The sequence below is a fragment of the Terribacillus aidingensis genome (assembly GCF_040703035.1).
In the GTDB taxonomy this organism is placed as follows: domain Bacteria; phylum Bacillota; class Bacilli; order Bacillales; family Amphibacillaceae; genus Terribacillus.
This window is the reverse complement of the sequence record NZ_CP159996.1, coordinates 797,491-822,068: the sequence shown is the minus strand read 5'-3', so window position 1 is coordinate 822,068 and position 24,578 is coordinate 797,491. Positions and strand designations below refer to the sequence as shown.

Sequence of the window (24,578 nt, the reverse complement as noted above, 5' to 3'; positions counted from 1 at the left end):
AATGTCGTTGTTCAACTCAATATGACGCCTGATAAGAAAATGAAGAGGTGAAAGATAATGAAGAAGCTTCTGGCTTCAAAAAAAGGATTTTTTGCGCTGGCCGTTATTTTCTTATGGGCCAAAACGTATTTTTCCTATAAACAGGAATTCAACCTGGATATAACAAATAGCATGCAGGAATTCCTGCTGGTAATAAACCCATTGAGTGCGAGCATCGTATTCCTAGGACTCGCTTTCCTGGCAAAGGGCAGAAGGATGGGAATCTGGCTTTTAATCATTGATTTCATAATGAGCTTCCTGCTTTACGCCAATGTCCTGTACTATCGCTTCTTTAATGACTTTATTACCTTGCCAACATTAAAGCAAACAGATAATTTAAGTTCCGGAATGGGCGGCAGCATCTTTGGATTGATGGAAGGCTATGATTTTATCTACTTCCTGGATTTCATTTTGCTGATCGTTTTGTATATCTACACAAGAAAGAACTGGAGTATCGAACGTCTTGCTTTCCGGAAGACGGCTATGGTCATCATCTCCGGTGTGGCTCTATTCGCAGTAAACCTTGGACTGGCTGAAGTCGATCGCCCGCAGCTTCTGCAGCGTACATTCGACCGCACATACTTGGTAAAGTATCTTGGACCGTACAACTATACTATCTATGACGCAGTTCAAAATGCGAAGACTTCCACTCAGCGAGTTATGGCTAGTCCGAGTGACTTATCTGAAGTAACGGAATTCACGAAGGAAAACTATGCTGAACCGAATGAGAAGTACTTTGGTAACGCAGAGGGCATGAACGTCATCAAAATCCATTTGGAAAGCTTCCAGAGCTTTCTGATCAATTACAAATTGGATGGCGAAGAAGTTACACCGTTCTTGAATTCACTTGTGAATGATAAGCAAATAACGTACTTTGATAACTTCTTCCACCAAACAGAACAAGGTAAAACCGCAGACGCAGAGCTGTTAATGGATAACTCCCTATACGGCCTGCCACAAGGATCTGCCTTCTCTGTAAAAGGCACGAACACATATCAAGCAGCACCTGCCATCCTGAATCAGGAGCAAGGCTATACAAGTGCTGTATTCCACGGTGACGAGAAAACATTCTGGAACCGTGATGAAATTTACAAGCAATTCGGAGTCGATCATTTCTTCGATTCCACTTATTACAACATGGAAAACTCGGTTAACTACGGTTTGAAAGATAAACCTTTCTTCGAAGAATCCATGCCATTGCTTGAATCACTTGATCAGCCATTCTATGCGCATCTGATCACACTGACGAACCATTATCCGTTCACACTTGATCCAGAAGACGCAACGATCGATAAAGCTACAACTGGAGATGCTACAGTGGATAACTACTTCCAGACAGCACGCTACCTGGATGAAGCATTGGAACAGTTCTTCAAAGACCTGAAAGAATCAGGCATGTATGATAACTCTGTCATCCTGCTTTACGGAGACCACTATGGTATCTCTACAAACCATAACCGTGCTATGGAAGAGATTACCGGCAAAGAAATGACAGACTATCAAAATGCACAAATGCAGCGAGTACCGCTTATGATCAAGGCTCCAGGTCTTGAAGGCGGCGTGAACCACACGTACGGCGGTGAGCTGGACGTCCTGCCGACACTTGAACACTTGCTTGGTATCGATTCATCTAAGTATATCCAATTCGGTACAGATCTATTGTCCGAGGAGCACAACGGTGTAGTCGGATTACGAAATGGTGATTTCATCAGTAAAGATTACACAGTGCTAGGAGATACGTATTATGACACTGACACTGGCGAAGTAATCGAAGATGAAGCCCAGATTGAAGAAATCAAGAAAGAAAAAGAGGAATTAGCTAAGAAGCTAAGCCTCAACGATAAGATCCTATATGGTGACCTGCTCCGCTTCTACGATCCGGAAGGCTGGACACCGGTAAAAGCGAGCGATTATGACTATAATAACCGTTCAGAATCAGAAGAAGAATAATTTCGGAACACCTGCCTAATGCCGCAGGTGTTTTTTTGTGCAAGCCCATTTTATTAATTTTTTTAGACAATGACCTGCAATATCGTTACAATTAAGAATGCTGTATATAATAGAAAATAGGGAATACATCATGTAGCTGTCAGCAGAAGGAGGTACAGCCTTATCGCAAGCTTTATTTATGCTATATCCATTATATTGATCGGACTTATCATCGGAAGGGCTATCCGGATCGTCGCTGAGAAATATCGGCTGCCGGAATGGTTCTCCCTCAATTATTTTATGAATGCATTGATTCGTGTTGTCCTGCTTGTACTGAATCCAATTATTCTTATTAGTGCCTTTTGGTCAGCTGACTTGACCAATGCCAGGCTCATCTACTTACCAATTTTCGGAATCGCAACTATCTTTCTCGGTGCAATTCTCGCTCTGCTGTTTTCCAAATGGCAGAAGCTGCCGAAAGACCAGATTGGGTCCATGTTCGTTTCTGGCGCATTCCTGAACCTTGGTAGCTTCGGACTACTCTTCTGTGTGCTCTTCATTGGGGAGCAAGCAGTCGCGTACGCTGCAATGTTCCGCCTGCTTGAGGAATTCACTTACTATACGATCATTTATCCAATCGCAAAATCATACGGTACAATCGAAGAGAATGCTTCAGGATCGCGTGTGATGCGTATTATCAAGGATCCATTCATCATGATCACCTTCTGTTCTATCATCATTGGTGCTGTACTGAACTTATCACCAATAGACAGATTCGAATGGCTGGGAGCAAGCAATTCAACACTTGTTGCACTGGCATCCATCCTGCTTCTGATCCCAATCGGATTCAGCATGCGTATTGCTTCTGTGAAAAAGTATTGGAAGCTTAGTATCTGGCTGATTCCAATCAAGTTCCTTGCTGTGCCGCTTGTCATTACTGGCAGTGCTTATTTGCTTGGTCTTGGCAGCTTGTATGACGGTATATTATTACAGGTACTTCTCATTATGTCCGCCATGCCGCCGGCAGTTGCTTCTCTCGTACCGCCGCGGCTGTACAATCTCGACATGGAATTGGCCAACTCCAATTGGATTGTTGCGACATCTTCGTTAATTGTTGTCTTGCCGATCTTGTTCGTCCTCGTCAATTGGATGAATTGAAAAAAAAAGCTTCTGCCTCATATAATGAGGCAGAAGCTTTTTTAGTCTTCCTTAACGGAAATATATTCGTTTTCCGCTTGTCCTGGTCCATTGACGTTATTCTTGAACTGGCTCAATCGACCGTTCCTTTTTTCGCCATGATTTTTGTTTTCTTTAAATTGATGATCATTATTGGGCTTTTTCTTTGGCATGATAGAACCCCCTTTTCGCCTAGTATGCGAAGAAGGACTCTATTTATTCCATTTTACCCGCAAGCAGCTGCTGCTGGGATGCGAATTCCCGGTATAGATCGTGACGTACGAACAACTCCTCGTGCGTCCCGATACCAGTGATTCGCCCTTTTTCAATAAATACAATCTGATCAGCATCCACAATTGTTGATAGCCGGTGTGCTATCACGAAGGTAGTTCGATTCTGCATCAAATTCTGCAGTGCTTGCTGAACGTAAATCTCTGAACTGCTATCAAGACTTGAGGTTGCTTCATCCAGCATCAGGATTTGTGGATCACGTAAAAGCGCTCTTGCGATAGCAATACGCTGCCGCTGTCCTCCTGATAGCTTCACTCCTCGTTCGCCAACCTTCGTTTCATATCTGTCAGGCAATTCTTCTATGAACTGTTTCGCATACGCCATTTCAGATACACGTTCCAGTTCTTCCTGTGATATTTCCCTTTCCAAGCCATAGCAGATATTTTCACGAATCGTGCCGGATAATAGAGCCGTCTCCTGTGCCACGTAGCCAATTTGGCGGCGCCAGTCATGCAATTTAAAGTCTTGGATAGGTGTCTTACCCAGTTGGATTGTACCGCTAGTCGGCTCGTAATACCGTTCAAGCAAACCGAATAGAGTGGATTTTCCGCCGCCACTCGGGCCGGCAATGGCGGTTACCTTCCCAGCGGGCGCTGTAAAACTGAGATCATGCAGTACTTGTTCTGCTTGATAAGCAAAACTAAGATTGTTTATATGCAAATCCCCGTCCACGCGATGTATCGCTTCTCCTTTATCGCTATCCTCTGTATCTTCTCCAAGTACATCATAGATACGCTCTGTTGCTCCCATCGCCTTCTGAAGATGGGTAAAGAACATGGACAGCTGCGTCATCGGCATGATGATCTGGAACAGATACAGGATGAAAGCTACCATGTCGCCTGCGGATAATGCTCCTGATGCAACACGCACACCACCGTACCCGATAATAGTCACAAGCAAAAGCATCATGATAAAGAGCATGAGCGGCGACAACAGCGCTTGAATTTTAGCTTCCTTCAGCCCATACGTAAATAAAGTTCGAATACCTTTGTTACCTCGTTCCAGCTCTACATGTTCTGCATTCGAGGCTTTGACAAGCTTCATTTCCGGCAATACCTGGTTCAAAACTGCAGTGAACTTCGCTGTCTCCTCCTGCATTATTTTAGATACCCGGTACATCCTGCGCCCAAGTATCATGATGATTCCGATTGCAATCGGAACTGCTAGCAGCATGACAATCGTCATCTTCCAGTCAAGTACAAGCAGAATGATAATCGATCCGACAATGGAGATAATACCTGTAACGAAGCTGGTCAGATGATCCGTAATCAGCTCTTTTACAACCGCTGTGTCATTCGTCACTCGGCTGAGCGTCTCTCCTGTTTCATTATCATGATGAAATCTGATTGGCAGATGCAAAAGCTTATCCCACAATCGTTCGCGCAGTTTAGCGACAACATGGTGGCCGATTTTCGCCAGCAAGTAGATGGATAATCCACTAGCTAATGCTTGCAGGACAAAAGCGATAACTAAAATAGCAATTTGGACGCCAGTAATTGATTGCCCAGAGAAGCCATCCACTAAATTCTTCGTGAACAATGGTACAGTGAACCCGACTCCTGTCGTCAATAAACTCATCACCAATGCAACAATGACCATCAACTTAGGTGGTTTAGTACCTTTAACTAGCGCCAGAAATAATCGCCAATCAAATTTTTTCGTTTCTATTCGATTCTGCTCCATTTTGTTCCCCCAAGTTCTATTAATTGTTTATCTTCTGCAAAGAGCATTGCATAACCTTCATGAGCATTGGTCACTAAATATTCTTCTCCCTTCTTCAAAAAGGATAAATCCTCTGGAAGTGCGGGCTGCTGCCAATGGAAAAGACTATCCGCTGCCTTTAAGATTACCTGCTTAAATCTTGGACAAATACGTTAATAATAATTCGATACAGATATATGGGCATCAAAAAGGTTAGCTTTTGTACCATTATCAAGGACTGTTTCCTGCAAATACGGCTCCAGATCTTGCAGCAACCTATGCAGCGTTTGCTTTTGTCCCATCATCTTTTTAGGAAGCACGGCGAAACTGACTGTGTCACAAACATCAAATAATCTCTCCAGCATCTGTCTATACGCCTCTTTAGATAAATCGGTTTCCTTTAATTGATACATCGTGTGCCCTCCATAAAAAAAGAAGTTCTCCTACCGAGAACTTCTTACACTAATGAGAGGAATTTTTCTTCTGAGATGATATGCAAAGGCCGTCCGTTCTCGATCATCCGTTCCGCTTGGACTAGCTTACTCGTTTTCTTGCCGGCAGCAAATTTCTCATAGTCTCTTGCGCCAACAACGAGATAGCGGGTAGACGTGTCCATTTTATCTGTGTGCACGCCGCCTACATTGACGAGTCTTTGGATTGCATCCTTCCGCTTCAAACTCTTCATCGTCCCCGTGAACATCACCTGTTTCCGGTAGAACGGGTGTGCAGGATCAAATTGATCTGTCTGCGGCTTGATATCACCGTATCTAGATCTGCTTCCCGAAGAACTTGTATCATGGATGCTCTTCCGACTAACCTTTAATGTTTTTGTTAGTTCCTCTATACTCTGTACTCCAGAATCCGCCATCGCATGCAGGAAAATATTTGCTGCAACTCGTGCATCCTCCATGGCATTATGGTGCTCGAACATGATCTCCTTGCTGGCAGCTAACGTATTCAGCCGATGGTTCTCCATATCCGGCCACACCTTCTTGCCGATGATCCGTGTACATAAATAATCAAAATCCGGCATTTCCAATCCGTATCGTGCTACCGCCTTACGAATGACGCCCATATCAAAACTCGCATTATGCGCGATTACGACATTACCGGCCAAATAACTGCTTAACTTCGGCCAGATTTCCTTGAACGTCGGCGCATCCTCCACGTCCCGCGGAAGAATCCCATGCACCTGGATATTCTGTTCTTCAAAATCCATCAATGGATTGATCAATGTATACCACTCATCAATCACACCTGACTCATCCGCTACAGCAACACCTACCGAACAAGCACTTGACCAATACCGATTCGCCGTCTCGAAATCTATACTTACAAACCGCACTGCATCGTCCTCCAAATCGACTTTTGTTAAGTAGATTATATCACAGCAGCCGATAGAGTCCGATCATCGTGCTTGTAAAAAATAGTTGCCAGTAATTGAGAGAAGCGCTATAATGTTTTTGTGACGTATAAACTACATACGGGGCATTAGCTCAGCTGGGAGAGCGCTTCGCTGGCAGCGAAGAGGTCAGCGGTTCGAGCCCGCTATGCTCCACTAAAAAATAAACAGCCATCATTGATGGCTGTTTATTTCACTTTATACTTAATTTTATTTTGATATTTTTGTACTGTACGCCTATAGTTTTGTTCAAGGTTAACTCTTTTGTCTTTAAATAAATTTTTATACTGCGGTAAACTTTGATATTTCTCAAAAATACCTTTTAAACTATTAACTTTGTTAAAATCCCCATTTACTTTTAGTAAACATTCCATTCTAATCAATAAAGATTCTAAAGAAAATACAAACATTTTTATATTATTCTGATCAAAATACGCTTCAAAATTCTCAAGTATTTTTAGAGCTTCTTCAGGATCATTTTTCTTAAAATATCTAGATGAGTATAATTTATATTGCGCTACTAAGAATAATGAAATTTTATCTGGATGTAACTTAATAATTTCCTTACACTCCTCAATATAAGTAATACACTCTTCGTTATTACTACCCGATAGATCACCCAATTGTTTTAAATAAAGGTTAAATCTTTCGGTTATCAATTTTGACTCATTCTTAATTAATTTTTGAACTTCTGAATAATCTTTAAATGTAATCAGTAATGGACAAGCCAATTTCTTCACTGGTAAACTAACCGTTCCATCCCTTAAGATAGGAATTTTATCCATCAATTGCTTGTAAATTTCATGTAAATCTCGTTGTTTTATAGTATTTATATTTCTCTTTAATATCTCTCTATTTATATTAGTTAAAGCTTTTAAAATTAACTCAATCACTCTATTTTGTTTATCAACTTTTCTATTGTCTTTAAGTTCAACTTGTAGCTTATCTAATAAGACAAAATTCTCAATCACTTCAGTTTTACTTGATTTTTGATATATCTGTATTAGTTTATTTAGTGTAGGCTCGCAATAGAATGCATTAATAAGATACTTTCTGTCATTTTTAATCTTATATTTGGACATATAGAGTTCTGATAACAATGTACTTAACGATAATTCTTCATTAAACTGAATTTCATTGATTTGATTCTTCAATTCTTCCAATTTGGAATACCATTCAGAACCTTTCAATCGAAAGACATTATAAATATTGTCAGAGTAATTACCGTCTAAATACTGAATATACAATTCGTTTACGTAGTATTTATTGGAATTAGGAATAGGTTGTAAAAATCCAATATTAGTGAAAATTTGAGCTCTTAGATTTTCTTCACCAAGTTTCTTTAACCCCACTTCGTCTTTTAGGTATGTTATCATACCCTCATTAATTTCTTGTATATCTGCTTCTGAACAGATATAGCATAAAATAGCGAGGAAGATTTGTGACTCTTTATTCATACTTTCTATAGTATTCTCAAAGCAAAAAATCAGGAATTCTTCTAGCTGATTGTGTAAATCTCTTGATTCAGCAGTATATTTTGTGTCATATTCTACTCTTAAATCTAAAAGCTTTTTACCAGTTGTCTTAAGCGTATTACTAAAGGCTATAATTAGCCCTGGATTACCCTGTGTATAACTTTGGATCCAACGCCAATCTTCTTCTCGAATATCCTTTTCTAATAAAAGATCTGCATTCAGATAATTTTCCATTAGCTTCTTAGTATTTTCTAAATCAAATTGAAATAAGGGGAGTTTTGCTTCCCTATCTCCCAATCCATATCTGCTGGTGATTATTAACCTGGATGGCTTTGTAAAATTATTTGTAAAATCCCTAGCTATTTCTCTAAATTCACCTAAATTTGAGTTTACTATCTCTGTCTCTAAATTATCCAAAATAAGTAAAGACCTTGTATTAAATATCTCGGTCCAAACTTTTTCCTCTAATAACTTTAAATCGGAACTTAAATCAAATTTCATATACGAAGCAAGTTTTAATATTAGATCTTTATGATTTGTTATTGACTTATCAAGTCTACGGATTTTTCCATTCTCAAAGACTGAATTTTTAAAACTCATAAAATAAATGTTCTCAAAAGGTTGACTCGGTGAATATATATAATCTTCTATAAGCTGAAGAACTAATGCTGTCTTACCTAAGCCCCCATGACCTACAATTGAAACAGGTATAGGTTTGGTTATTTCGAATTTCAAATCTTTTAGTTCTTTTCCTCGTCCAATTAGACGGTCAAAATTCTTCCCTATTGGATATTCAATAAAGACTTCCGGTATTTTAAAGTTATCAATATCGTTTATTTTAAATTCATTCCATTTTTGTTGGTAATCTACATCATTTAAATATACAATAACTTTATCACATACACGTTCAATTTCTTCCATTTCTTCTAAAGATATAGATCGAGAATGCATTATATTATTTCTATGCCTTATTAGTATTTGAACATTTATTTTACTAATTTGATTCGGTTTTTTTCTAATAAAAGCTTTACTTTTTATGACATCCGCTAATTCACCGATATGAGAATATAAAACCAACTTATCTAGTTGATTAGTTTCCATCTCGCCATTTTCACTTGCCATTGCTTCCATTTTCTCTACAAATGTAACATTTAAATCACTTTTATCAACATAATCTACCAGGTATTCTCTTAAAAGATTTTCTAAGAAAAAAATCTTTTTGTAACCATCTATATTAGTTAACATTGAATTTACCCCCGTTTAACTTAATAGTATTAATGTTAACATATAGTTTATTTTCATAGTTAAAAATATTTAATCTATTGTTAAATATAACCACAAAAATATGGACAATTAGTCCTCAAAGACCGATTATCCATATTTTAATTAGTTCTATTTATATATCTGATGCTCCTTAATATACTGATAACAGCTTTCTGGAAGCAAATACCGCGGCTCTCCTCCAACAGCAAACTCGTCGCGGATATATGTGGAGCTGATCTCCATCGCCAGTCCTTTATCAATCAAATGGAATGTTTGTCCGTCATCATGATTTCGCAGCAGCGGAGAATGGCTGATTACCTTCAGCATATCAATATCGTTACGAGCCATGACTATAAATCGGTTATCGCGAACAAGTGCTTCACTGTTCCCCCATTTTCCAGCGCCGATATCCTCTAGCAGGTCAGCTCCCATAATGAAGTAGACCTCATCATCGGGATAGACTTCTTTAAAATGCGTTAGTGTCTGCTCGGTATAAACATTCCAAGCTTCCTGCTTCATCTCATAATCATCTGCAATATAGCAGTCATTATCCTTTATTGCCATCTGCACCATCTGCCAGCGATGTTCGTCTGTCGTATGAAGCTGTTTGTCTTTTCGCTTACTGGAGCATGGCAGGAAAATGACCTTATCCAGCTTACAACGGTGAGCGACCGTACTGGCAGTCCATAAATGGACATTTGTAACAGGATCGAATGATGAGCCATAAATTCCGATTTTTCCCATGCTACTTCTCCTCCAGCTGTGATTTGATGCGCTCGATCAATTCCATTTTATTATCCCAGCAAGCTGTGCTTAAATCGACAGGATAAGCTTCTGGATTATGAGTCCGCTTATATTCATCCCATAAGAATGTGAGGCTGTGTGTGACGTAGTTCCGTGTCTCCTCTAAAGATGGCAGTTTGTACACGAGTTCACCCTTTTGAAAAACAGGCTGCTGAAGCTCCTTCGCTTCAAAATCTGTTACAAATTTACTAATGTACGGATAGGTTGGATGGAACATTTTGAGTCGTGGTTCTTCCTCCGGATTTTCATGGGCAAGCGCAATATAATCTCCTTCTGATTTTTGGTTTGCTCGATTGATAATCCGATAGACCCGTTTAAGACCAGGGGTAGAAACCTTTTCAGGATTGGCGCTGATTTTGATTGTATCGGCCATATTTCCATTGTCATCTTCAATGGAAACTATCTTATACACCGCCCCTAATGCTGGCTGATCAAAAGCAGTAATAAGCTTCGTCCCGATACCCCAGTTGTCGATTTTGGCTCCCTGAGCCTTCAGAGCACCAATCGTTTCCTCATCCAAATCGTTGGATGCGGTAATTTTCGTTTCCGTAAAGCCTGCTTCATCAAGCATTTCCCGTGCCCGCTTGGATAAGTAGGCTAAATCGCCGCTGTCCAGACGAATAGCGTTAAAACGGATCTTATCACCCATTTCTTTTGCGACCCTGATTGCATTTGGTACACCAGACTTCAGTGTATCGTACGTATCGACGAGAAACGTGCAATCCACATGAGTTTCCGCATACTTATGAAATGCTTCATACTCGTCACGATAGGCTTGCACTAGCGCATGCGCGTGGGTTCCAGCAACCGGTATGCCGAACTTTTTGCCTGCCCGCACATTGGACGTTGCATGAAAGCCGCCGATATAAGCAGCTCTTGTCCCCCAAATAGCCGCATCCATCTCCTGGGCCCGCCTGGAGCCGAATTCCATCGCTGTATCTCCCTCATCCAATACATGCATGATACGAGCAGCCTTTGTAGCGATGAGTGTCTGGTAGTTCACGATATTCAGCAGTGCTGTTTCGATCAGCTGTGCTTGAGCAAGCGGAGCTTCTACCCGGATGATCGGCTCGGTACCGAAGACAAGCTCTCCTTCCTTCATGCTGTACAAATCCCCAGTAAAGCGCAGGTCGCGCAGGTAGGCGATGAACTCCTTCTCATATCCCAGTTCCTGCTCAAGATACTCCAGATCTGAATTCGAGAAACGGAATTCTTTCAAATAATCGATGACTCGCTCCAAGCCAGCGAAAACAGCAAATCCATTACCGAAGGGCTGTTTACGGAAAAACAGCTCGAATACTGCTTTGCGATTATGCTTTCCATCCTTCCAATACGTCTGTGCCATATTGATTTGATAAAGGTCTGTGTGCAATGCCGTGCTATCATCCTGATAATGTGTCATCATTCCGCTCCTCCTTCTGTAATCTCTGCTCCTAACGCGCTTTTAAAGTGATGCAGGGCGTATGTATGCCCCTCTTGGTTGAAACTAGCAACAGCATCTGCGTGAACAACGATTTTGAAGCCATAATTATATGCATCGACCAGTGTATGGAAAACACAAATATCTGTTGCTACACCAACAGCATGAATCTCCTTGATACCACGCTCATTTAGCCGCTGCAGCAAATCGGTCCCTGCAAAAGCACTGTATCTTGTTTTATCCATATAATAGACATTCAATTCATGCTTGGCAGATTCATATGCATCCGACAGCTTGCCATAAAGTGCACGTCCCTCTGTCCCATCTATATTGTGCGGTGGATACAGCTTGGTTTCTGGATGATATGCATCCTTCTCCTCATGCTTATCAATTGCAAAAACAACATAGTCACCGTTCTTAATGAATTCAGAGGTAATCGCCGTAAGCCGTTCCTCGATCTCCCGTCCTGGCACCCCGCAAGTCAGTGCCCCATCTTCTGCTACAAAGTCATTCGTATAATCGATATTTATCAATGCTTTCATCTTTCATCCTCCTCTGGATTAATGACGAGCTGTATAAATCGATTGCTTCACTTCCGCATCAATGAACCGATAAAGCTGAGTTGGCAGCTTGGATGTTCGCTGTGTCTTCTGCCCTTCAACTGCTACGATGAAAGGCAATGTTTTAATTTTACGTGCAAAAGCTTGCTCATTTTGAATTGCTTTATCATCCGTTATCGTCAGCAAGACTGCCTGCAGTTCCGAGTAAGTGAACAGCTCTGGCAAGAATTGCTTTGCTACTGTAGTTTGCAGTAAATCTCGTGTTATATGAGTAATAGCATGACGGATTATACTGGCGTGATCAAATGCTAAAAGATGCTGCTCTAGATCTTGTACAGGGAACAGTTCCACTTCTGCGGCATCATCATTCGCTTTTCTCTCAAATAATCTGTGTTCCGGGACAATAGCATAATGCGCATTCGAGATGATCCACCCGCGCGGATCACGTCCTGGGTCATCGTATACACCAAAGTGTTTCAAATGTATTCCTGCTATTCCCGTCTCCTCTTCCAATTCCCGGCTGGCTGCCTCGATGGCCGTTTCTTCCGGTGTAACGAAACCTCCGGGCAATGCCCACTTCCCTGCTTCGATATTCGGATTTCCTTCCGTATCCTTCTCGGCACGCTTGATGAGCATCAACTTGAGTTTCATTTTTGGCGGAGCATATGCTTTGGTCTTTTCGGAGGTAATGGTAAATACAGCTATATCCGATGTATACCCATCAGGTGTCCGGTAGCGACTCACATCATAAGGTATCTTTTTATTATTCGACTTCAATATGTTAATCTCCTTTTAATTAACATTATGTTAATTGTTAATTGTATTATATGCGAGATTACCACTCTATGTCAATAATAAACAAAAAAGCCTCCTCCTATAAGGAGAAGACTTTTAAGTCTGTGTAAAGATCATGACGGTTGCACTTGCTGCAATAACGAAGACAATCAAATAGACTCCTGTCATGAGCTTTTTCTTATTTAAGATAGACTCAACTGAAAATAACAGAAACATTATGGACAAAAGTGGCAGCATCAGCTGAGGATTCACTTCGTAATCCCGGTCGATATATCGATAGACACCAATTGCAATGACAATGATAGCGAGCAGAGCATTTATTTTACGTAACATTTGCTTTCTTCCCTTCCAAGTCGCATGATACCATAGACAGTATAACAGGACATAGCTCCTTGTTGAATAGAAAGGTTGTATGTATTATGCCAACTTATGATGAATGGCAAGTGACGTATAAAGAGACTGCCATCCGGGAGATCCAGAAATACTTCCGCATATATGAGATAGGTAACATTTCCGAAGCGGTTTTGGAAGCCGGTTCTGCCCGCATAGCGCAGCAAGCTGTTCGTATTGATGATGACACATTTGCTTCCTTACTGAAACAAATCAGCCAGAGTCTAGCTGTCAATGACATACAGGATGTGCGAAACAAATATTACGAATTGGAACAGCTGCCTATTTAACCCGATGGCGAAAGTATGCTTCAACACGGTTCAGGTACTTTTTCTGTTTTCCGTTCTTTTTTTCCATGCCGCCGAACTCGAAGATTTTCACTTTACGGATACCTACAAATCGGAACAGCGCTCGCTTCATTAAAATCTTATGTGCATTCCCTAAATAAAAGCGGCTGTAAAACCCTGGGCCTTTCATGGTGGAAACACAAACCGCTTGCTTGCCTTTCAGCAATCCTTCCGGCAGCAAACCTTCGTGCTGATAAGCAAAATTGGCTGAAAAGTTCTGATCGATGAATCCGAGCAGCATAGCCGGCGGCCTTCCCCAGAAAATAGGATAAATGAACACAAGCAGATCAGCTCGCTTAATTTTCTCCCGATACGCTTTAAAATGCGGATCGGTATGCATATCACGACGACGCTTTTTTTCATGGAAAACCAATGCTGGATCAAACTCTTCGGCATACAAATCGATTGTTTCCACTCCGCTGATGGCAGGATTTTGTTCGATACCTTCCTGCACTGCACGGAAAAAGGCATAGTTGAGAGATGCATGATTTGGATGGGCATATACTAACAATGCGTTCATCGATTTCCTCCTGTGCGTAAGATATCTACTTATACGGAAAGAAATTAATAAGGTTACAAAAAAAGAATGCAGCGATTTATGCAGCATTCTTTTTACTTCTATTCAAGCTGTCAGGACAAGAATGAGTATAGCTACTATCTGATAGCCGGCTCCAATGACACTTGTCGCCAACCCTCCGATTGCCATACCTTTTCCTGTCCTTTCCCGGTTATCGGCTTTTCTTATCGTATGTAAAGCCAGGACAAATCCGATAACGCCAAAGAAAATTCCGTATAAAGAAAGAAACAAACTGATGACCCCGAATACGAGCGATATGAGTGCTGTTTTCTGCATGGATCACAACTCCTTCTTCCAAGTTCTGACTCTATTGTATCTCTACATATTCCTGCTGTCCCGTTTCTTAACTTTTCTAAACTATATTATCCTAAACTAAAAAGGCATCCTCTTAAGAGGATACCTTTTCATTAACAGCCTTCTTTGCCCAAACATCTTCATCGACATTCGGGATGCCCGCTACGCTGTCTGCATAAAATTGTGGATTTTTTCCTGCGCGCTTTTGATCCATATAGTCTTTCAGAGCACGGAAGGCAATTCTTCCAAGCAGCACGATAGCAATCAAGTTGATGAATGCCATAAGTGCCATGAATAAATCTGCTATACCCCAAACAAATTCAAGGCTTGCCAGAGACCCAACGGCTACCATAGCAACCACTGCCACTCGGTAGATAAACAGCCATGTTTTGCTATGCTTGATGAAGTTAATATTTGATTCGCCGTAGAAATAGTTACCTACTACAGAAGAGAAAGCAAACAGGAATACGATTAAGGCAATGAATATACCTGCCCAGGATCCAACAAGGGATTCAAGTGCATTTTGCGTAAGGACGATACCATCGGATTCTGAACTTGTATAAAGACCTGAAAGAATAACGATAAATGCTGTAGCTGTACATACGCCAAATGTGTCTACATATACCCCTAGTGATTGGATAAATCCTTGTTTAACCGGGTGGGATACATTAGCAGTGGCCGCGGCTTGTGGCGCACTACCCATACCTGCTTCATTCGAGAACATACCACGTTTAATACCTTGCATCATCGCGACACCAACAGCTCCGCCGGCAATCTCTTTAATACCAAATGCATCCTGGAAAATGATAGTGAATGCATGGGGTATCTCGGAAATGTTGAAGATAATAATTCCAATAGCTAAAAGGATATATCCTCCCGCCATCACTGGTACGATAATTTCAGATACTTTGACGATTACCTTTGTTCCGCCAAAGATGATAAGCGCACTGATCACTGTCATAATAACTGCCATAAGTTCTTTGCTGATACCAAAAGAACTATGAAATGCGCTAACAATTGTATTCGCTTGTACAGAGTTAAACGCTAAACCGAATGTCAAAGTAATGATAACTGCAAAAGTGACGCCTAACCAACGCTGTCCCAATGCTTTCTGCATATAGTAAGCTGGACCACCTCGGAATGAAGCTTCACCGTCACGTGTTTTATAAATCTGTGCAAGTGTTGCTTCAACAAATCCGGAAGCAGCACCAAGAAAAGCCATCAGCCACATCCAGAATACCGCTCCTGGGCCCCCGACAGAAATAGCCAGTGCTACACCAGCCAAGTTACCAGTACCTACACGTGCCGCGGCACTGATACAAAAAGCCTGAAATGAGCTGACGCCTTTTCCATCAGTGGTCTTTTCACCAATTAATTTAAACATGTGTGGTATTTGCGTGAATGTAGTTAGTTTAAGTTTCAGTGTAAAATAAAGACCGACTAGGAGTAATAGTCCCATCATAATATAAGTCCACATAAAATCACTGGTAGACTGAATTATTTTTAATAATATATCCATCTCTTTCTCTCCCCATAAAAAAATACACGATGTAAACTAATGTAACAAAATCTAACATGATACGCAATGTTTATTCCTTCCATAGCAACCTATCATCCGTGATATACTGGTGTTTACTAAGACAAGGTGGGATATGAATTGAAACAATCTAATGAGAAAAAGCCCTTCCGTTATCCTTTGGCAATCTCGGTGGGTATCATAACAGCTATACTATTTGGAATCGCCTTTCAAAGCCCTACTGTCGGACTGGCTGCAGGATGTATGTTAGGCATCGTTTTCGGTACAATGCCTAAAGGGACGAAAAAGGAGAAAAAATGATGCTAACGATACGCCCATACAAGACAGAAGATCTTTCGGCAATAATGGAACTGCTGAAAGAAGAAAGCTGGACTACCCTCGCAGCTGATCCTGATGGTTTCGATCAAGCTATGAAAGGCTCGGATCCTGCTCTCGTTGCACTGTGTGACGGAGAAATATGCGGCTATATTCGTTGTATCACAGACCAAGTCATTACCCTTCATGTGGCAGAACTGCTCGTCGACAGAAAACTGCGCGGACAAGGAGTAGGCGGCAAGCTGCTTCAAGCAGTACATGACCTCTTTCCTACGACACGGATGGAGATGCTGGCGACAAGTACATCAAGATCGTATTACGAACAGAAAAAGTTCCGGTCTTTTTATGGTTTTCGAAAAACATATGCGGAGTAAAGCCTCTCATTCTAGTACATATGATATGTTTTTTCGATATATTGTTTGTTAATGTTCATATTGGGAATACATTACTAACTCAACAAGAGGAGGTAATGAAGATGGCACATGAAGATCGCGCACAGAATGCTGTGGAAAATCTTTCACAGGAAGATAAGAACGAGATTCTGAACAATTTCCAGAACTTCCAAGATTATTTAGGTAACAAGGTACAACAAGGTGAGCGCCTTGGCTTGAGCGAAGAAGCTTTGACTAAAGCTGCTAAGCGTGTTGCTGACTATTTGGCAGACAAAGAGGAACCTCGCAACCGTGAAGAGTATTTGCTTAAACAGCTGTGGCTGGCTGCCGATGAGGAAAACAAGAAGCCCCTTGCGAATACACTTGTGAAGCTAGCAAATCAAACAAACTAACGAAAAAAGCGGATCCGGATTGGATTCGCTTTTTTTATTTACTATAGATCGGCTCCGGTCTATCACTGCTGATCTGACAGGAAAGCCCATTCGTTTCAATACTGATTGTACCTCCCTTGGCTGTTGCATAAAGCACAGCTCCCACTTTCCTAAGATTTCGAACGACTTCCTTGGTAGGATGTCCTAACTGATTATCTCTTCCGTAGGAAACGACTGCAAAATCAGGCTTTACTTTTTTAAGGAAGGAAAGTGTATTGCTCGTACGGGAACCGTGGTGCGCAACTTTATAGACCTCCGATTCCACTTCATAATTATGTTTCATCTTATATTCCTGCTGGGATTCAGCGTCACTCATAAACAGAAAATCCACCGTCCGATACGTTAGCCTCAGTACGATAGATGCCTGATTATTCGTGGCTTTAGGATGATTGGCATTTAATACTTGAATAGATAAAAGCGGGTCTACCGATATATAGGAACCTTCTTTGGCGATAGTCACCGGGATTTGTTTTTCCGCCAGAATTTCTGTGTAACGCTGATATGTCCTTGTCGTATACAGCTTACCGCTATCGAGCACTTGGCTCACCTTGAATTTCTCGAGTACCGGAAGAAGTCCGCCGATATGATCGATATCCGGATGAGTAGCAACTAACAGATCCAATTTCTTTACTCCCCTGGCAGAAAGCTCAGATATTACCTTATCCCCTGATTCCGCGTCTCCTCCATCCACAAGAATATTATAATGAGATGGTGTTTGTATCAGTATGCTGTCACCTTGGCCAACATCAAGAAAATGTACCTGCAGCTTCCCTGATTCGTCGGTTTGTGAAAAAATATAGTCCCATATGCCGCTTCCGCTTTCTGCTGCTGTATTCATCGGGAAACCAAGCATCAAGCAGAGACAAAATAAAAACACCCACTTCTTCATTGCGTTCCGCCTCCTTTTCCATAGGATGCAGTCCGCTTCCTATTCATATGCACCAAGATGCAGCTCCTAATTTTAACAATCGATTGGACATGCTATACTATTAGCAATTGAAAGGAGCGACGAATCATGTTTACACATCGCATTGACTCAGCCACTTATATGAAGCTTTTGGAACCTCAGGACAGTGATAAACTGTTCCAGCTGATCGACAGTTCCCGCGAGCACCTGCGCCAATGGCTTCCTTGGGTAGATCAGAATACGACTGTCGAGCATAGCAGACAATTCATCCAGCATACTTTGGCGCAGTTTGCAGCCAATGATGGATTTACAGCTGGCATTTGGTATCAAGGGGCTTTAGCAGGAGTAATCGGCTTCCATAAAATTGACTGGCAGAATCGTTCTACCAGCTTGGGTTATTGGCTGGGAGAAGAGTATACTGGTCTTGGTCTTATGCAGAAAGCTGTCAGCAAATCCTTGGATTATGCCTTCCTTGAACTTCGATTGAACAGAGTCGAAATCCGTTCGGCAATCGGAAATGTACGCAGCAGAAGAATTCCGGAGAAGCTTAACTTCACCCATGAAGGAACAATCCGCCAAGCAGAAAAGCTTGTCTATGGTTACGTGAATCACAATGTTTACGGTATGCTCTTGGAAGAATGGGAAGCAAAAGAAAACAGTAAGACAAACGATGATGAGGTAAATGGATAAGCATTTCTTACCAAATTAATTACAATTCCATTACATGCGTTTAGTCTCGTCTCCAACCGGCTATATAAACACTAAGGAGATGAGAAGAACAATGGAAAAGAAAATGCATATTGTATCATCGACAGATGACAACTACGCACAGCACTTGGGTATGACATTGAGTTCTCTACTTGAAAACACTTCAAACCCTGAGGATTTTGTCATTTCAATCATCGATGGAGGAATCAGTCAGCAGAAGAAACAGCTCTTGAAAGAAACAGCCGCCGCCTACAATACACCACTGGATTTCTTGAATGTAGATTTGGATGCATACGGAGGCGCAATCGCCAGTCGCCACATTTCAAAAGCGGCTTACTATCGCATTTCCATCCCTGAAATGATGAATCCAGCTATTGAACGGACGCTGTATGTTGATTGCGATATGCTGGTACTAGATGATGTCAAAAAACTATTCGAAATCGATATGGAAGACAATATCGTTGCAGCCGTAGGAGACTATGGGGAACACCGCCGTCTGGAGAAAATGGGAATCACAAAAGAAGATCGTTATTTCAACTCCGGTCTGATCCTAATTGACATGAAGGCTTGGCGCGACAATGATATTACAAACAAGGTGCTGACATTCATCAACGAAAATCCGGATAAGCTGGCTTGGCATGATCAGGATGCCCTTAACGCCATCCTATGGAATGACTGGCTCATGCTCCATCCGAAATGGAATGCTCAAACACACGTTATCTTGAAAGAGTATAAAGCGAAGTCACTCAAGGAAGAACGCGTGCTTCGGACAGTAAGAGAAACACCATCAATTGTCCATTTCTGCGGAGAAGAGAAACCTTGGCAGGAAGGATCCATACATCCTTATACAGATGGCTACTATGAATATTTAGCAAAAACAGCATTTAAAACTGCCGCTAAATCTGAAAATCCCTTATCTGTATAAACTGATTGTAAAACCGGAGTTAAGATAACTCCGGTTTTTTCTATGCGTTCTTCGCATATGTTACACTAGTACAAAAGGGGGTGCTTTTTCTGAAAGCTAGACGCACGCTTTATGCTGTGCTGCTGCCGATTGGTATCGCCATAATCGCCCTATTCATTTTTCGCTCTTATTTTTATTTCCCTAGTACCGTATATGGTGAATCAATGGCTCCGACTTTGGAAGACCAAAACAAAATTCTCATTAGCCGCGTTGGCAACATTGATCGTTTTGATGAAGTTGTTTTCCATGCACCAGATCAGGATGCAAGCTATGTAAAACGGGTGATCGGGATTCCCGGAGACAAGATTGAATATAAAGATGATGTGCTTTTTGTGAATGGCAAAAAGCATGCAGAGCCTTACCTGAAAGAAATGAAGGAAATGATGCAGGAAGATGCGTTATTTACGAATAACTTCAAGCTTCGTGATGTCATCGGAGAAGACACAATTCCTGATGGTTACCTGTTCGTCATGGGAGATAATCGCAGAAACAGCAAAGACAGCAGGATGTTCGGCTTGATTTCACAAAGCTCAGTCATCGGAGAAGTGAAGTTCCGCTACTATCCATTTCCTCAAATGGGATTAACCAATTAAATAAGTTGAGCTGACGAACAGTGCAGGCATTTGCACTGTTTTTTTATTTTCTCCAAATTATGGTTGACTCCTCTCACTCTTGGTTATATAGTTAGTTACATAAGTAATGAACCAATTATCCCAGACTATTAAAGGAGCAAAAGTATGCTTGATGATTCAAAGCCAATCTTTATCCAGATTAAAGAACAACTAGAAGACGCCATCCTCAACGGCTCCATAAAAATTGGAGAAAGAGTGCCCTCAACCAATGAATTTGCTCAATACCACAAGATAAATCCAGCCACTGCAGGAAAAGGGATCAACCAGCTAGTAGACGAAGGTATATTATTCAAGAGAAGAGGCGTAGGTATGTTTGTAACAGATACAGCTCAGGATATTCTTCTTGAAAAGCGTAAACAGCAGTTTTTTGATGCTTATATCGTTCCAATGAAACGGGAAGCTGGCAAGCTTCAAATCCCCAATGAAGAAATCATCCGGATGCTCAAGGAGGAAGAGTGAACATGACGATTGTTGCTGATAAATTGATTAAAGAATACAAAACTGCGACAGCCCTAAAAGGAATCAATCTTCAAATCACAGAACCGAAAATCTACGGTCTGTTAGGTAGAAACGGCGCTGGTAAAACTACCTTTATGCAGCTGCTGGCGGGCTACGATAAACCGTCAAGCGGGGAATTACACATCAACGGCATGAAGCCTTTCGATAACCGAGCTGTCACCGAAAATATTTGCTTGATCAAGGAAGCTGGTAATTTCAAAAAAGATCTTACTGTTCATCAAGTATTGAAAATTGCTTCGATGCTCTATTCAAACTGGGATAAGAATCTGGCTGCTGAACTTTTAGAAGGATTCGACTTAGACAAAAGACTCCGAGTAAAAAATCTTTCCAAAGGCATGGAATCAGCTCTTGGCATTATAGTTGGCTTGGCTAGTAAAGCACCCGTTACCATGCTGGATGAGCCTTACATCGGATTGGATGCTGCATCGCGTGCTTATTTCTACGAAGTACTGCTTGAAGAATTCCAAAGCACTCCCCGAATCATCATTCTGTCTACCCACTTAATTGATGAGGTCAGCAATTTGTTTGAAGAAGTGATTATATTCGACAAAGGCAGCATACTCCTGCATAAAAGTGCAGAAGAACTCAGAGCACAAAGCTTTTGCATCTCAGGACCAGCAGCACAGGTGAAAGCCTTTACTGAAGGCAAACAAGTCATTCAAGAAAAAAGTTTCGCCGGAACATCACAGGCATACCTTCTATCCAAGGAAGCTCCTGCATTAACTGGTGATCTGAAGGTTACAGGGGTGCCATTGCAGGATATGATGGTTCATTTAACAGAAAAAAGAGGTGCTCGATCATGAAGAAACAAATACAAGCTTTACTCTATTTCTTTGCTGTCGACAGCAAACGTACAGTTACTATCTTTTGCTCTATTCTGCTGTTGTGCATTACAGCATTAACTGTTCTTGGCGTTACTGTTGCGGACATCATGTACATCGCCATCTCAGCACCAGCATATATCTTTATGATCATCTTCGGTTTCAGAACAATTCCAGAGAGTCTCCCATTTGCTATTAAAAGGGGTATCACCAGGAAAAGTTACCATACAGCCGTCGGTATTTTCATTTTGCTGATCAATCTTGTAATGCTCGCTTTTCTTGCTGGAGTACAATTAATATTGAATGCTGTGTTTCAGGTAGCTAATGTAACGAACATCCATATTATCCGTCCGATTGGAGCGAGCACCGAGCTGAAAAGTATTTTTTATAGCTTGCCGCTTGATTATGCTCTCCTGTTATCTTTCTTTGCTGCCGGACTTTTACTTGGTATCATCGCCTATAAATTTGGCTTTCTTGGGGGTGCGGTACTCGGAGGCATTGCCTTAATTGGTATAACCGTGTCTCTGACTATCCAGGGATTAACTGACGTCATTACTTGGATACTAGATTTAGCTGTACTTCCAGCATTCGGACTGGTTTTTGCAGTTGCGCTTGTATGCTATGTAATAAGTTGGATCTTTATCCGCACGAGCAACTCCCAGCCTACCTCATAAAAAAAGAGACTCATGCCTGGGCATGAGTCTCTTTTCTATTATTTGCTTACTACAGTAATTTGTTCATCAACCAAATCCACTACCATACTGCTCACGTTCTCTTCCTCAAGGATATAGTCAGTAATTTTATCCTCTACTTGGTCTTGGATCACACGGCGCAATGGACGTGCACCAAAACGAGGATCATAGCCTTTTTTCGCAAGGAAGTGTTTTGCAGCTTCTGTCACCTCAAGCTGGTAGCCTTCTTCTTCCATGTTCTTCGTCAAATCAGAAAGCATAAGCTCAACGATTTGCACCAAATCTTCCTCTTTCAGCTCTTCAAAGCTGATGATGGAATCAAAACGGTTCAAGAATTCTGGTTTGAAGTAAGCTCCTAGCTTCTCAATCACAGAAACAGCTTCATTTGCAGATTTCGTAAAGCCGACAGAAATCTGTTTGTCTCCTGTTCCGGCGTTGCTCGTCATAATAATGACGGTCTCCTTAAAGCTCACTTTACGGCCTTGGCTATCAGTCAAATGACCGTCTTCCATGATTTGCAGGAACATATGCTGTACATCCGGATGTGCTTTCTCGATTTCATCCAAAAGGACGATCGTATAAGGATTACGGCGTACGCGCTCTGTAAGCTGACCTGCTTCTTCATGTCCAACGTATCCTGGAGGAGAACCAATCAGTTTCGCAACGGAGTGACGTTCCATGTACTCACTCATATCCAGACGGATGAAGGATTCTCGTGTACCGAACATCTCTTCCGCCAGTGCACGAGTAAGTTCTGTTTTACCTACACCAGTCGGTCCGACGAATAGGAAAGAACCGATTGGGCGCTGCTTGGATTTCAATCCAGCTCGGCTGCGGCGTATCGCTTTAGCAACTCGATCAACTGCCTGTTGTTGACCGATAACCTTGCTGGACAGGTTAGCAGCTAGGTTCTTCATTTTGTTCTGTTCTTCAGACTGGATTTTCGTCACAGGGATACCTGTTTTCTCTTCCACAATCTGCTGGATTACCTCAACTGTTACTTCAGCTTTGTCTTCATTCTGTGGTTGCTCAAGCTTCTGTTCAAGCTGAATTTCTTCCTGGCGAAGATACGCAGCACGTTCATAATCCTCGCGACCTGCAGCTTCTTCTTTCTCTTTCGCAATTTGTGCAAGACGAGTCTGAATGGCATCTTCGTCAGTCGTCACTGTAAGCAGGTTGATACGGGATCCTGCTTCATCAAGTAAGTCGATCGCTTTATCCGGCAAGAAGCGGTCCTGGATGTAACGCTGAGACAAGCTCACGCTCGCTTTGACTGCTTCTTCTGTGTAGGACACTTGATGATACGCTTCGTATCTCTCCTGTAGTCCTTTCAATATCTCGATTGCCTGTTCTGCTGTCGGTTCTTTTACGATGACCGGCTGGAAACGGCGTTCAAGCGCTGCATCTTTTTCGATTTGACGGTACTCTTTCAATGTTGTTGCTCCGATCAGCTGCAGCTCACCGCGAGCAAGTGCTGGTTTCAGAATATTACCCGCATCCATTTGGGAACCTTCAGCAGTTCCAGCACCCACTAATAGATGAATCTCATCCACAAAGAGAATGACATTCTTACGTTGCTGCAATTCGGAAATAAGCTGTTTCATCTTTTCCTCGAATTGACCGCGCACACCTGTGTTCGCAACTAGTGAAGCAACATCAAGCAAGTAAATTTCTTTATTTTGCAGCTTCACAGGCACATTGCCTTCAACAATCTGTAAAGCCAACCCCTCTGCTATTGCTGTTTTACCTACCCCTGGTTCCCCGATTAGTACTGGGTTGTTCTTATTGCGTCGGTTTAGCGTCTCAATGACACGTTTGACCTCTTGCTCACGGCCGATGACTGGATCTATCAGACCAGCGCGCGCTCCGTCAGTAAGGTTCTTACCAAGTGAGTCTAGCAATCCTCCGCGGCCACGGCCATTGCCGCCAGCTTGTGCTTGGCTGTTTGCACCAGCCTGGAAGCCGGATTGTGCTCCGCCGAACATATTTTTAAAGAAATCATCCATTGTTCCACCATTGGATGCGAAACCGGCAGGATTTTTAGACATATTTTTCATTTCATTATAGCAAGTATGACAGAGCTGTAATTGTTGTTTCTGATTGTTGAATTGCATTAACAAGTTCACGTTAGCTTCTCGTTCACCACAATGTTGGCATTTCATAATACAATTACCTCCCCGATTAGGTTAGTTTAATT

27 protein-coding genes and 1 tRNA gene are annotated in these 24,578 nt (G+C 41.7%); 13 read left to right on the top strand and 15 right to left on the bottom strand.

Annotated elements, in window-relative coordinates:
* The first annotated feature begins 57 nt into the window (after positions 1–57).
* Together ABXS78_RS04450 and ABXS78_RS04445 are read left to right on the top strand one after the other, a co-directional pair.
* A complete protein-coding gene (locus ABXS78_RS04450; RefSeq protein WP_366249107.1) occupies positions 58–1,989 on the top strand; it encodes an LTA synthase family protein in 1,932 nt (643 codons plus the stop codon).
* Between the two features lie 195 nt (positions 1,990–2,184).
* Positions 2,185–3,126, top strand: coding sequence for an AEC family transporter (locus ABXS78_RS04445; RefSeq protein ID WP_366249106.1), 942 nt, complete (start codon positions 2,185–2,187; stop codon positions 3,124–3,126).
* Positions 3,127–3,167: 41 nt separating this feature from the next.
* Here the strand turns inward: ABXS78_RS04445 and ABXS78_RS04440 are convergent, their stop codons facing one another.
* From ABXS78_RS04440 to ABXS78_RS04425, 4 genes are all read right to left on the bottom strand, one after another.
* On the bottom strand, positions 3,168–3,317 hold the full coding sequence (locus ABXS78_RS04440; protein WP_176465768.1) for a hypothetical protein: 150 nt from the start codon (positions 3,315–3,317) through the stop codon (positions 3,168–3,170).
* A 43-nt stretch (positions 3,318–3,360) separates the two neighbouring features.
* Entirely contained in the window at positions 3,361–5,118 is a 1,758-nt protein-coding gene (locus ABXS78_RS04435) for an ABC transporter ATP-binding protein (protein WP_366249105.1), read from the bottom strand.
* Between the two features lie 191 nt (positions 5,119–5,309).
* Complete coding sequence (locus tag ABXS78_RS04430; RefSeq protein WP_366249104.1) at positions 5,310–5,549, bottom strand: hypothetical protein; 240 nt, start codon at positions 5,547–5,549, stop codon at positions 5,310–5,312.
* Positions 5,550–5,593: 44 nt separating this feature from the next.
* Entirely contained in the window at positions 5,594–6,481 is an 888-nt protein-coding gene (locus ABXS78_RS04425; protein ID WP_366249103.1) for an exonuclease domain-containing protein, read from the bottom strand.
* A gap of 140 nt (positions 6,482–6,621) precedes the next feature.
* Between ABXS78_RS04425 and ABXS78_RS04420 the strand changes: the two genes are divergently transcribed.
* Positions 6,622–6,694, top strand: a tRNA-Ala gene (locus ABXS78_RS04420).
* A gap of 32 nt (positions 6,695–6,726) precedes the next feature.
* Here ABXS78_RS04420 and ABXS78_RS04415 read toward each other — a convergent pair.
* From ABXS78_RS04415 to ABXS78_RS04390, 6 genes are all read right to left on the bottom strand, one after another.
* The gene (locus tag ABXS78_RS04415) at positions 6,727–9,258 is read right to left on the bottom strand and encodes a hypothetical protein (RefSeq protein ID WP_366249102.1); all 2,532 of its coding nucleotides are present in this window, start codon (positions 9,256–9,258) and stop codon (positions 6,727–6,729) included.
* 147 nt (positions 9,259–9,405) lie between these two features.
* Positions 9,406–10,020: a nicotinate (nicotinamide) nucleotide adenylyltransferase gene (gene nadD / locus ABXS78_RS04410; RefSeq protein ID WP_366249101.1), complete on the bottom strand. Its 615-nt coding sequence runs from the start codon at positions 10,018–10,020 to the stop codon at positions 9,406–9,408.
* Between the two features lies 1 nt (position 10,021).
* Positions 10,022–11,482, bottom strand: a complete 1,461-nt coding sequence (locus ABXS78_RS04405) for a nicotinate phosphoribosyltransferase (RefSeq protein ID WP_366249873.1) — start codon at positions 11,480–11,482, stop codon at positions 10,022–10,024.
* On the bottom strand, positions 11,482–12,042 hold the full coding sequence (locus ABXS78_RS04400) for an isochorismatase family cysteine hydrolase (RefSeq protein ID WP_366249099.1): 561 nt from the start codon (positions 12,040–12,042) through the stop codon (positions 11,482–11,484). The genes ABXS78_RS04405 and ABXS78_RS04400 overlap by 1 nt, the downstream gene beginning before the upstream one ends.
* A gap of 18 nt (positions 12,043–12,060) precedes the next feature.
* Positions 12,061–12,837 (bottom strand): NUDIX hydrolase, encoded by a 777-nt coding sequence (locus ABXS78_RS04395; protein WP_366249098.1) that lies wholly within the window; start codon positions 12,835–12,837, stop codon positions 12,061–12,063.
* 114 nt (positions 12,838–12,951) lie between these two features.
* Positions 12,952–13,188 (bottom strand): hypothetical protein, encoded by a 237-nt coding sequence (locus tag ABXS78_RS04390; RefSeq protein WP_095223568.1) that lies wholly within the window; start codon positions 13,186–13,188, stop codon positions 12,952–12,954.
* A gap of 86 nt (positions 13,189–13,274) precedes the next feature.
* Here ABXS78_RS04390 and ABXS78_RS04385 point away from each other — a divergent pair, with 86 nt between their 5' ends.
* Entirely contained in the window at positions 13,275–13,535 is a 261-nt protein-coding gene (locus ABXS78_RS04385) for a hypothetical protein (RefSeq protein WP_366249097.1), read from the top strand.
* Here the strand turns inward: ABXS78_RS04385 and ABXS78_RS04380 are convergent.
* From ABXS78_RS04380 to ABXS78_RS04370, 3 genes are all read right to left on the bottom strand, one after another.
* Positions 13,528–14,112, bottom strand: a complete 585-nt coding sequence (locus ABXS78_RS04380; protein ID WP_366249096.1) for an NAD(P)H-dependent oxidoreductase — start codon at positions 14,110–14,112, stop codon at positions 13,528–13,530. The genes ABXS78_RS04385 and ABXS78_RS04380 overlap by 8 nt on opposite strands.
* Before the next feature lie 102 nt (positions 14,113–14,214).
* Positions 14,215–14,445, bottom strand: a complete 231-nt coding sequence (locus ABXS78_RS04375) for a DUF4190 domain-containing protein (protein WP_366249095.1) — start codon at positions 14,443–14,445, stop codon at positions 14,215–14,217.
* A gap of 112 nt (positions 14,446–14,557) precedes the next feature.
* Positions 14,558–15,982, bottom strand: coding sequence for an alanine/glycine:cation symporter family protein (locus ABXS78_RS04370; RefSeq protein ID WP_366249094.1), 1,425 nt, complete (start codon positions 15,980–15,982; stop codon positions 14,558–14,560).
* A 138-nt stretch (positions 15,983–16,120) separates the two neighbouring features.
* Between ABXS78_RS04370 and ABXS78_RS04365 the strand changes: the two genes are divergently transcribed.
* From ABXS78_RS04365 to ABXS78_RS04355, 3 genes are all read left to right on the top strand, one after another.
* Complete coding sequence (locus ABXS78_RS04365; protein WP_366249093.1) at positions 16,121–16,300, top strand: hypothetical protein; 180 nt, start codon at positions 16,121–16,123, stop codon at positions 16,298–16,300.
* Complete coding sequence (locus ABXS78_RS04360; RefSeq protein WP_366249092.1) at positions 16,297–16,689, top strand: GNAT family N-acetyltransferase; 393 nt, start codon at positions 16,297–16,299, stop codon at positions 16,687–16,689. The genes ABXS78_RS04365 and ABXS78_RS04360 overlap by 4 nt, the downstream gene beginning before the upstream one ends.
* 101 nt (positions 16,690–16,790) lie before the next feature.
* On the top strand, positions 16,791–17,099 hold the full coding sequence (locus tag ABXS78_RS04355) for a DUF3243 domain-containing protein (protein WP_366249091.1): 309 nt from the start codon (positions 16,791–16,793) through the stop codon (positions 17,097–17,099).
* Between the two features lie 34 nt (positions 17,100–17,133).
* On the opposite strand, the gene ABXS78_RS04350 is transcribed toward ABXS78_RS04355, so the two are convergent.
* Complete coding sequence (locus ABXS78_RS04350; protein WP_366249090.1) at positions 17,134–18,027, bottom strand: ComEC/Rec2 family competence protein; 894 nt, start codon at positions 18,025–18,027, stop codon at positions 17,134–17,136.
* Between the two features lie 126 nt (positions 18,028–18,153).
* On the opposite strand from ABXS78_RS04350, the gene ABXS78_RS04345 reads away from it, so the two are divergent.
* The 6 genes from ABXS78_RS04345 (at position 18,154) to ABXS78_RS04320 (ending at position 22,363) form a co-directional block, all read left to right on the top strand.
* The gene (locus tag ABXS78_RS04345; RefSeq protein ID WP_366249089.1) at positions 18,154–18,735 is read left to right on the top strand and encodes a GNAT family protein; all 582 of its coding nucleotides are present in this window, start codon (positions 18,154–18,156) and stop codon (positions 18,733–18,735) included.
* A gap of 91 nt (positions 18,736–18,826) precedes the next feature.
* Positions 18,827–19,678 (top strand): glycosyltransferase family 8 protein, encoded by an 852-nt coding sequence (locus tag ABXS78_RS04340; protein WP_366249088.1) that lies wholly within the window; start codon positions 18,827–18,829, stop codon positions 19,676–19,678.
* A gap of 80 nt (positions 19,679–19,758) precedes the next feature.
* Positions 19,759–20,310, top strand: coding sequence for a signal peptidase I (lepB, locus tag ABXS78_RS04335; protein WP_366249087.1), 552 nt, complete (start codon positions 19,759–19,761; stop codon positions 20,308–20,310).
* A 144-nt stretch (positions 20,311–20,454) separates the two neighbouring features.
* Complete coding sequence (locus tag ABXS78_RS04330; protein WP_366249086.1) at positions 20,455–20,808, top strand: GntR family transcriptional regulator; 354 nt, start codon at positions 20,455–20,457, stop codon at positions 20,806–20,808.
* Between the two features lie 2 nt (positions 20,809–20,810).
* Positions 20,811–21,671, top strand: a complete 861-nt coding sequence (locus tag ABXS78_RS04325; RefSeq protein WP_366249085.1) for an ABC transporter ATP-binding protein — start codon at positions 20,811–20,813, stop codon at positions 21,669–21,671.
* Positions 21,668–22,363, top strand: coding sequence for a hypothetical protein (locus ABXS78_RS04320; RefSeq protein WP_366249084.1), 696 nt, complete (start codon positions 21,668–21,670; stop codon positions 22,361–22,363). The genes ABXS78_RS04325 and ABXS78_RS04320 overlap by 4 nt, the downstream gene beginning before the upstream one ends.
* Positions 22,364–22,401: 38 nt before the next feature.
* Here ABXS78_RS04320 and ABXS78_RS04315 read toward each other — a convergent pair whose 3' ends face one another.
* Positions 22,402–24,543, bottom strand: a complete 2,142-nt coding sequence (locus ABXS78_RS04315; protein ID WP_366249083.1) for an ATP-dependent Clp protease ATP-binding subunit — start codon at positions 24,541–24,543, stop codon at positions 22,402–22,404.
* Positions 24,544–24,578: the final 35 nt, after the last annotated feature.

Coding starts and splice junctions, on each gene's coding strand:
- ABXS78_RS04450 (WP_366249107.1), top strand. CDS start 58: ATGAAGAAGCTTCTGGCTTCAAAAAAAGGATTTTTTGCGCTGGCCGTT.
- ABXS78_RS04440 (WP_176465768.1), bottom strand. CDS start 3,317: ATGCCAAAGAAAAAGCCCAATAATGATCATCAATTTAAAGAAAACAAA.
- ABXS78_RS04435 (WP_366249105.1), bottom strand. CDS start 5,118: ATGGAGCAGAATCGAATAGAAACGAAAAAATTTGATTGGCGATTATTT.
- ABXS78_RS04430 (WP_366249104.1), bottom strand. CDS start 5,549: ATGTATCAATTAAAGGAAACCGATTTATCTAAAGAGGCGTATAGACAG.
- ABXS78_RS04415 (WP_366249102.1), bottom strand. CDS start 9,258: ATGTTAACTAATATAGATGGTTACAAAAAGATTTTTTTCTTAGAAAAT.
- nadD (WP_366249101.1), bottom strand. CDS start 10,020: ATGGGAAAAATCGGAATTTATGGCTCATCATTCGATCCTGTTACAAAT.
- ABXS78_RS04405 (WP_366249873.1), bottom strand. CDS start 11,482: ATGACACATTATCAGGATGATAGCACGGCATTGCACACAGACCTTTAT.
- ABXS78_RS04400 (WP_366249099.1), bottom strand. CDS start 12,042: ATGAAAGCATTGATAAATATCGATTATACGAATGACTTTGTAGCAGAA.
- ABXS78_RS04390 (WP_095223568.1), bottom strand. CDS start 13,188: ATGTTACGTAAAATAAATGCTCTGCTCGCTATCATTGTCATTGCAATT.
- ABXS78_RS04385 (WP_366249097.1), top strand. CDS start 13,275: ATGCCAACTTATGATGAATGGCAAGTGACGTATAAAGAGACTGCCATC.
- ABXS78_RS04380 (WP_366249096.1), bottom strand. CDS start 14,112: ATGAACGCATTGTTAGTATATGCCCATCCAAATCATGCATCTCTCAAC.
- ABXS78_RS04375 (WP_366249095.1), bottom strand. CDS start 14,445: ATGCAGAAAACAGCACTCATATCGCTCGTATTCGGGGTCATCAGTTTG.
- ABXS78_RS04370 (WP_366249094.1), bottom strand. CDS start 15,982: ATGGATATATTATTAAAAATAATTCAGTCTACCAGTGATTTTATGTGG.
- ABXS78_RS04360 (WP_366249092.1), top strand. CDS start 16,297: ATGATGCTAACGATACGCCCATACAAGACAGAAGATCTTTCGGCAATA.
- ABXS78_RS04355 (WP_366249091.1), top strand. CDS start 16,791: ATGGCACATGAAGATCGCGCACAGAATGCTGTGGAAAATCTTTCACAG.
- ABXS78_RS04350 (WP_366249090.1), bottom strand. CDS start 18,027: ATGAAGAAGTGGGTGTTTTTATTTTGTCTCTGCTTGATGCTTGGTTTC.
- ABXS78_RS04345 (WP_366249089.1), top strand. CDS start 18,154: ATGTTTACACATCGCATTGACTCAGCCACTTATATGAAGCTTTTGGAA.
- ABXS78_RS04340 (WP_366249088.1), top strand. CDS start 18,827: ATGGAAAAGAAAATGCATATTGTATCATCGACAGATGACAACTACGCA.
- ABXS78_RS04330 (WP_366249086.1), top strand. CDS start 20,455: ATGCTTGATGATTCAAAGCCAATCTTTATCCAGATTAAAGAACAACTA.
- ABXS78_RS04325 (WP_366249085.1), top strand. CDS start 20,811: ATGACGATTGTTGCTGATAAATTGATTAAAGAATACAAAACTGCGACA.
- ABXS78_RS04320 (WP_366249084.1), top strand. CDS start 21,668: ATGAAGAAACAAATACAAGCTTTACTCTATTTCTTTGCTGTCGACAGC.
- ABXS78_RS04315 (WP_366249083.1), bottom strand. CDS start 24,543: ATGAAATGCCAACATTGTGGTGAACGAGAAGCTAACGTGAACTTGTTA.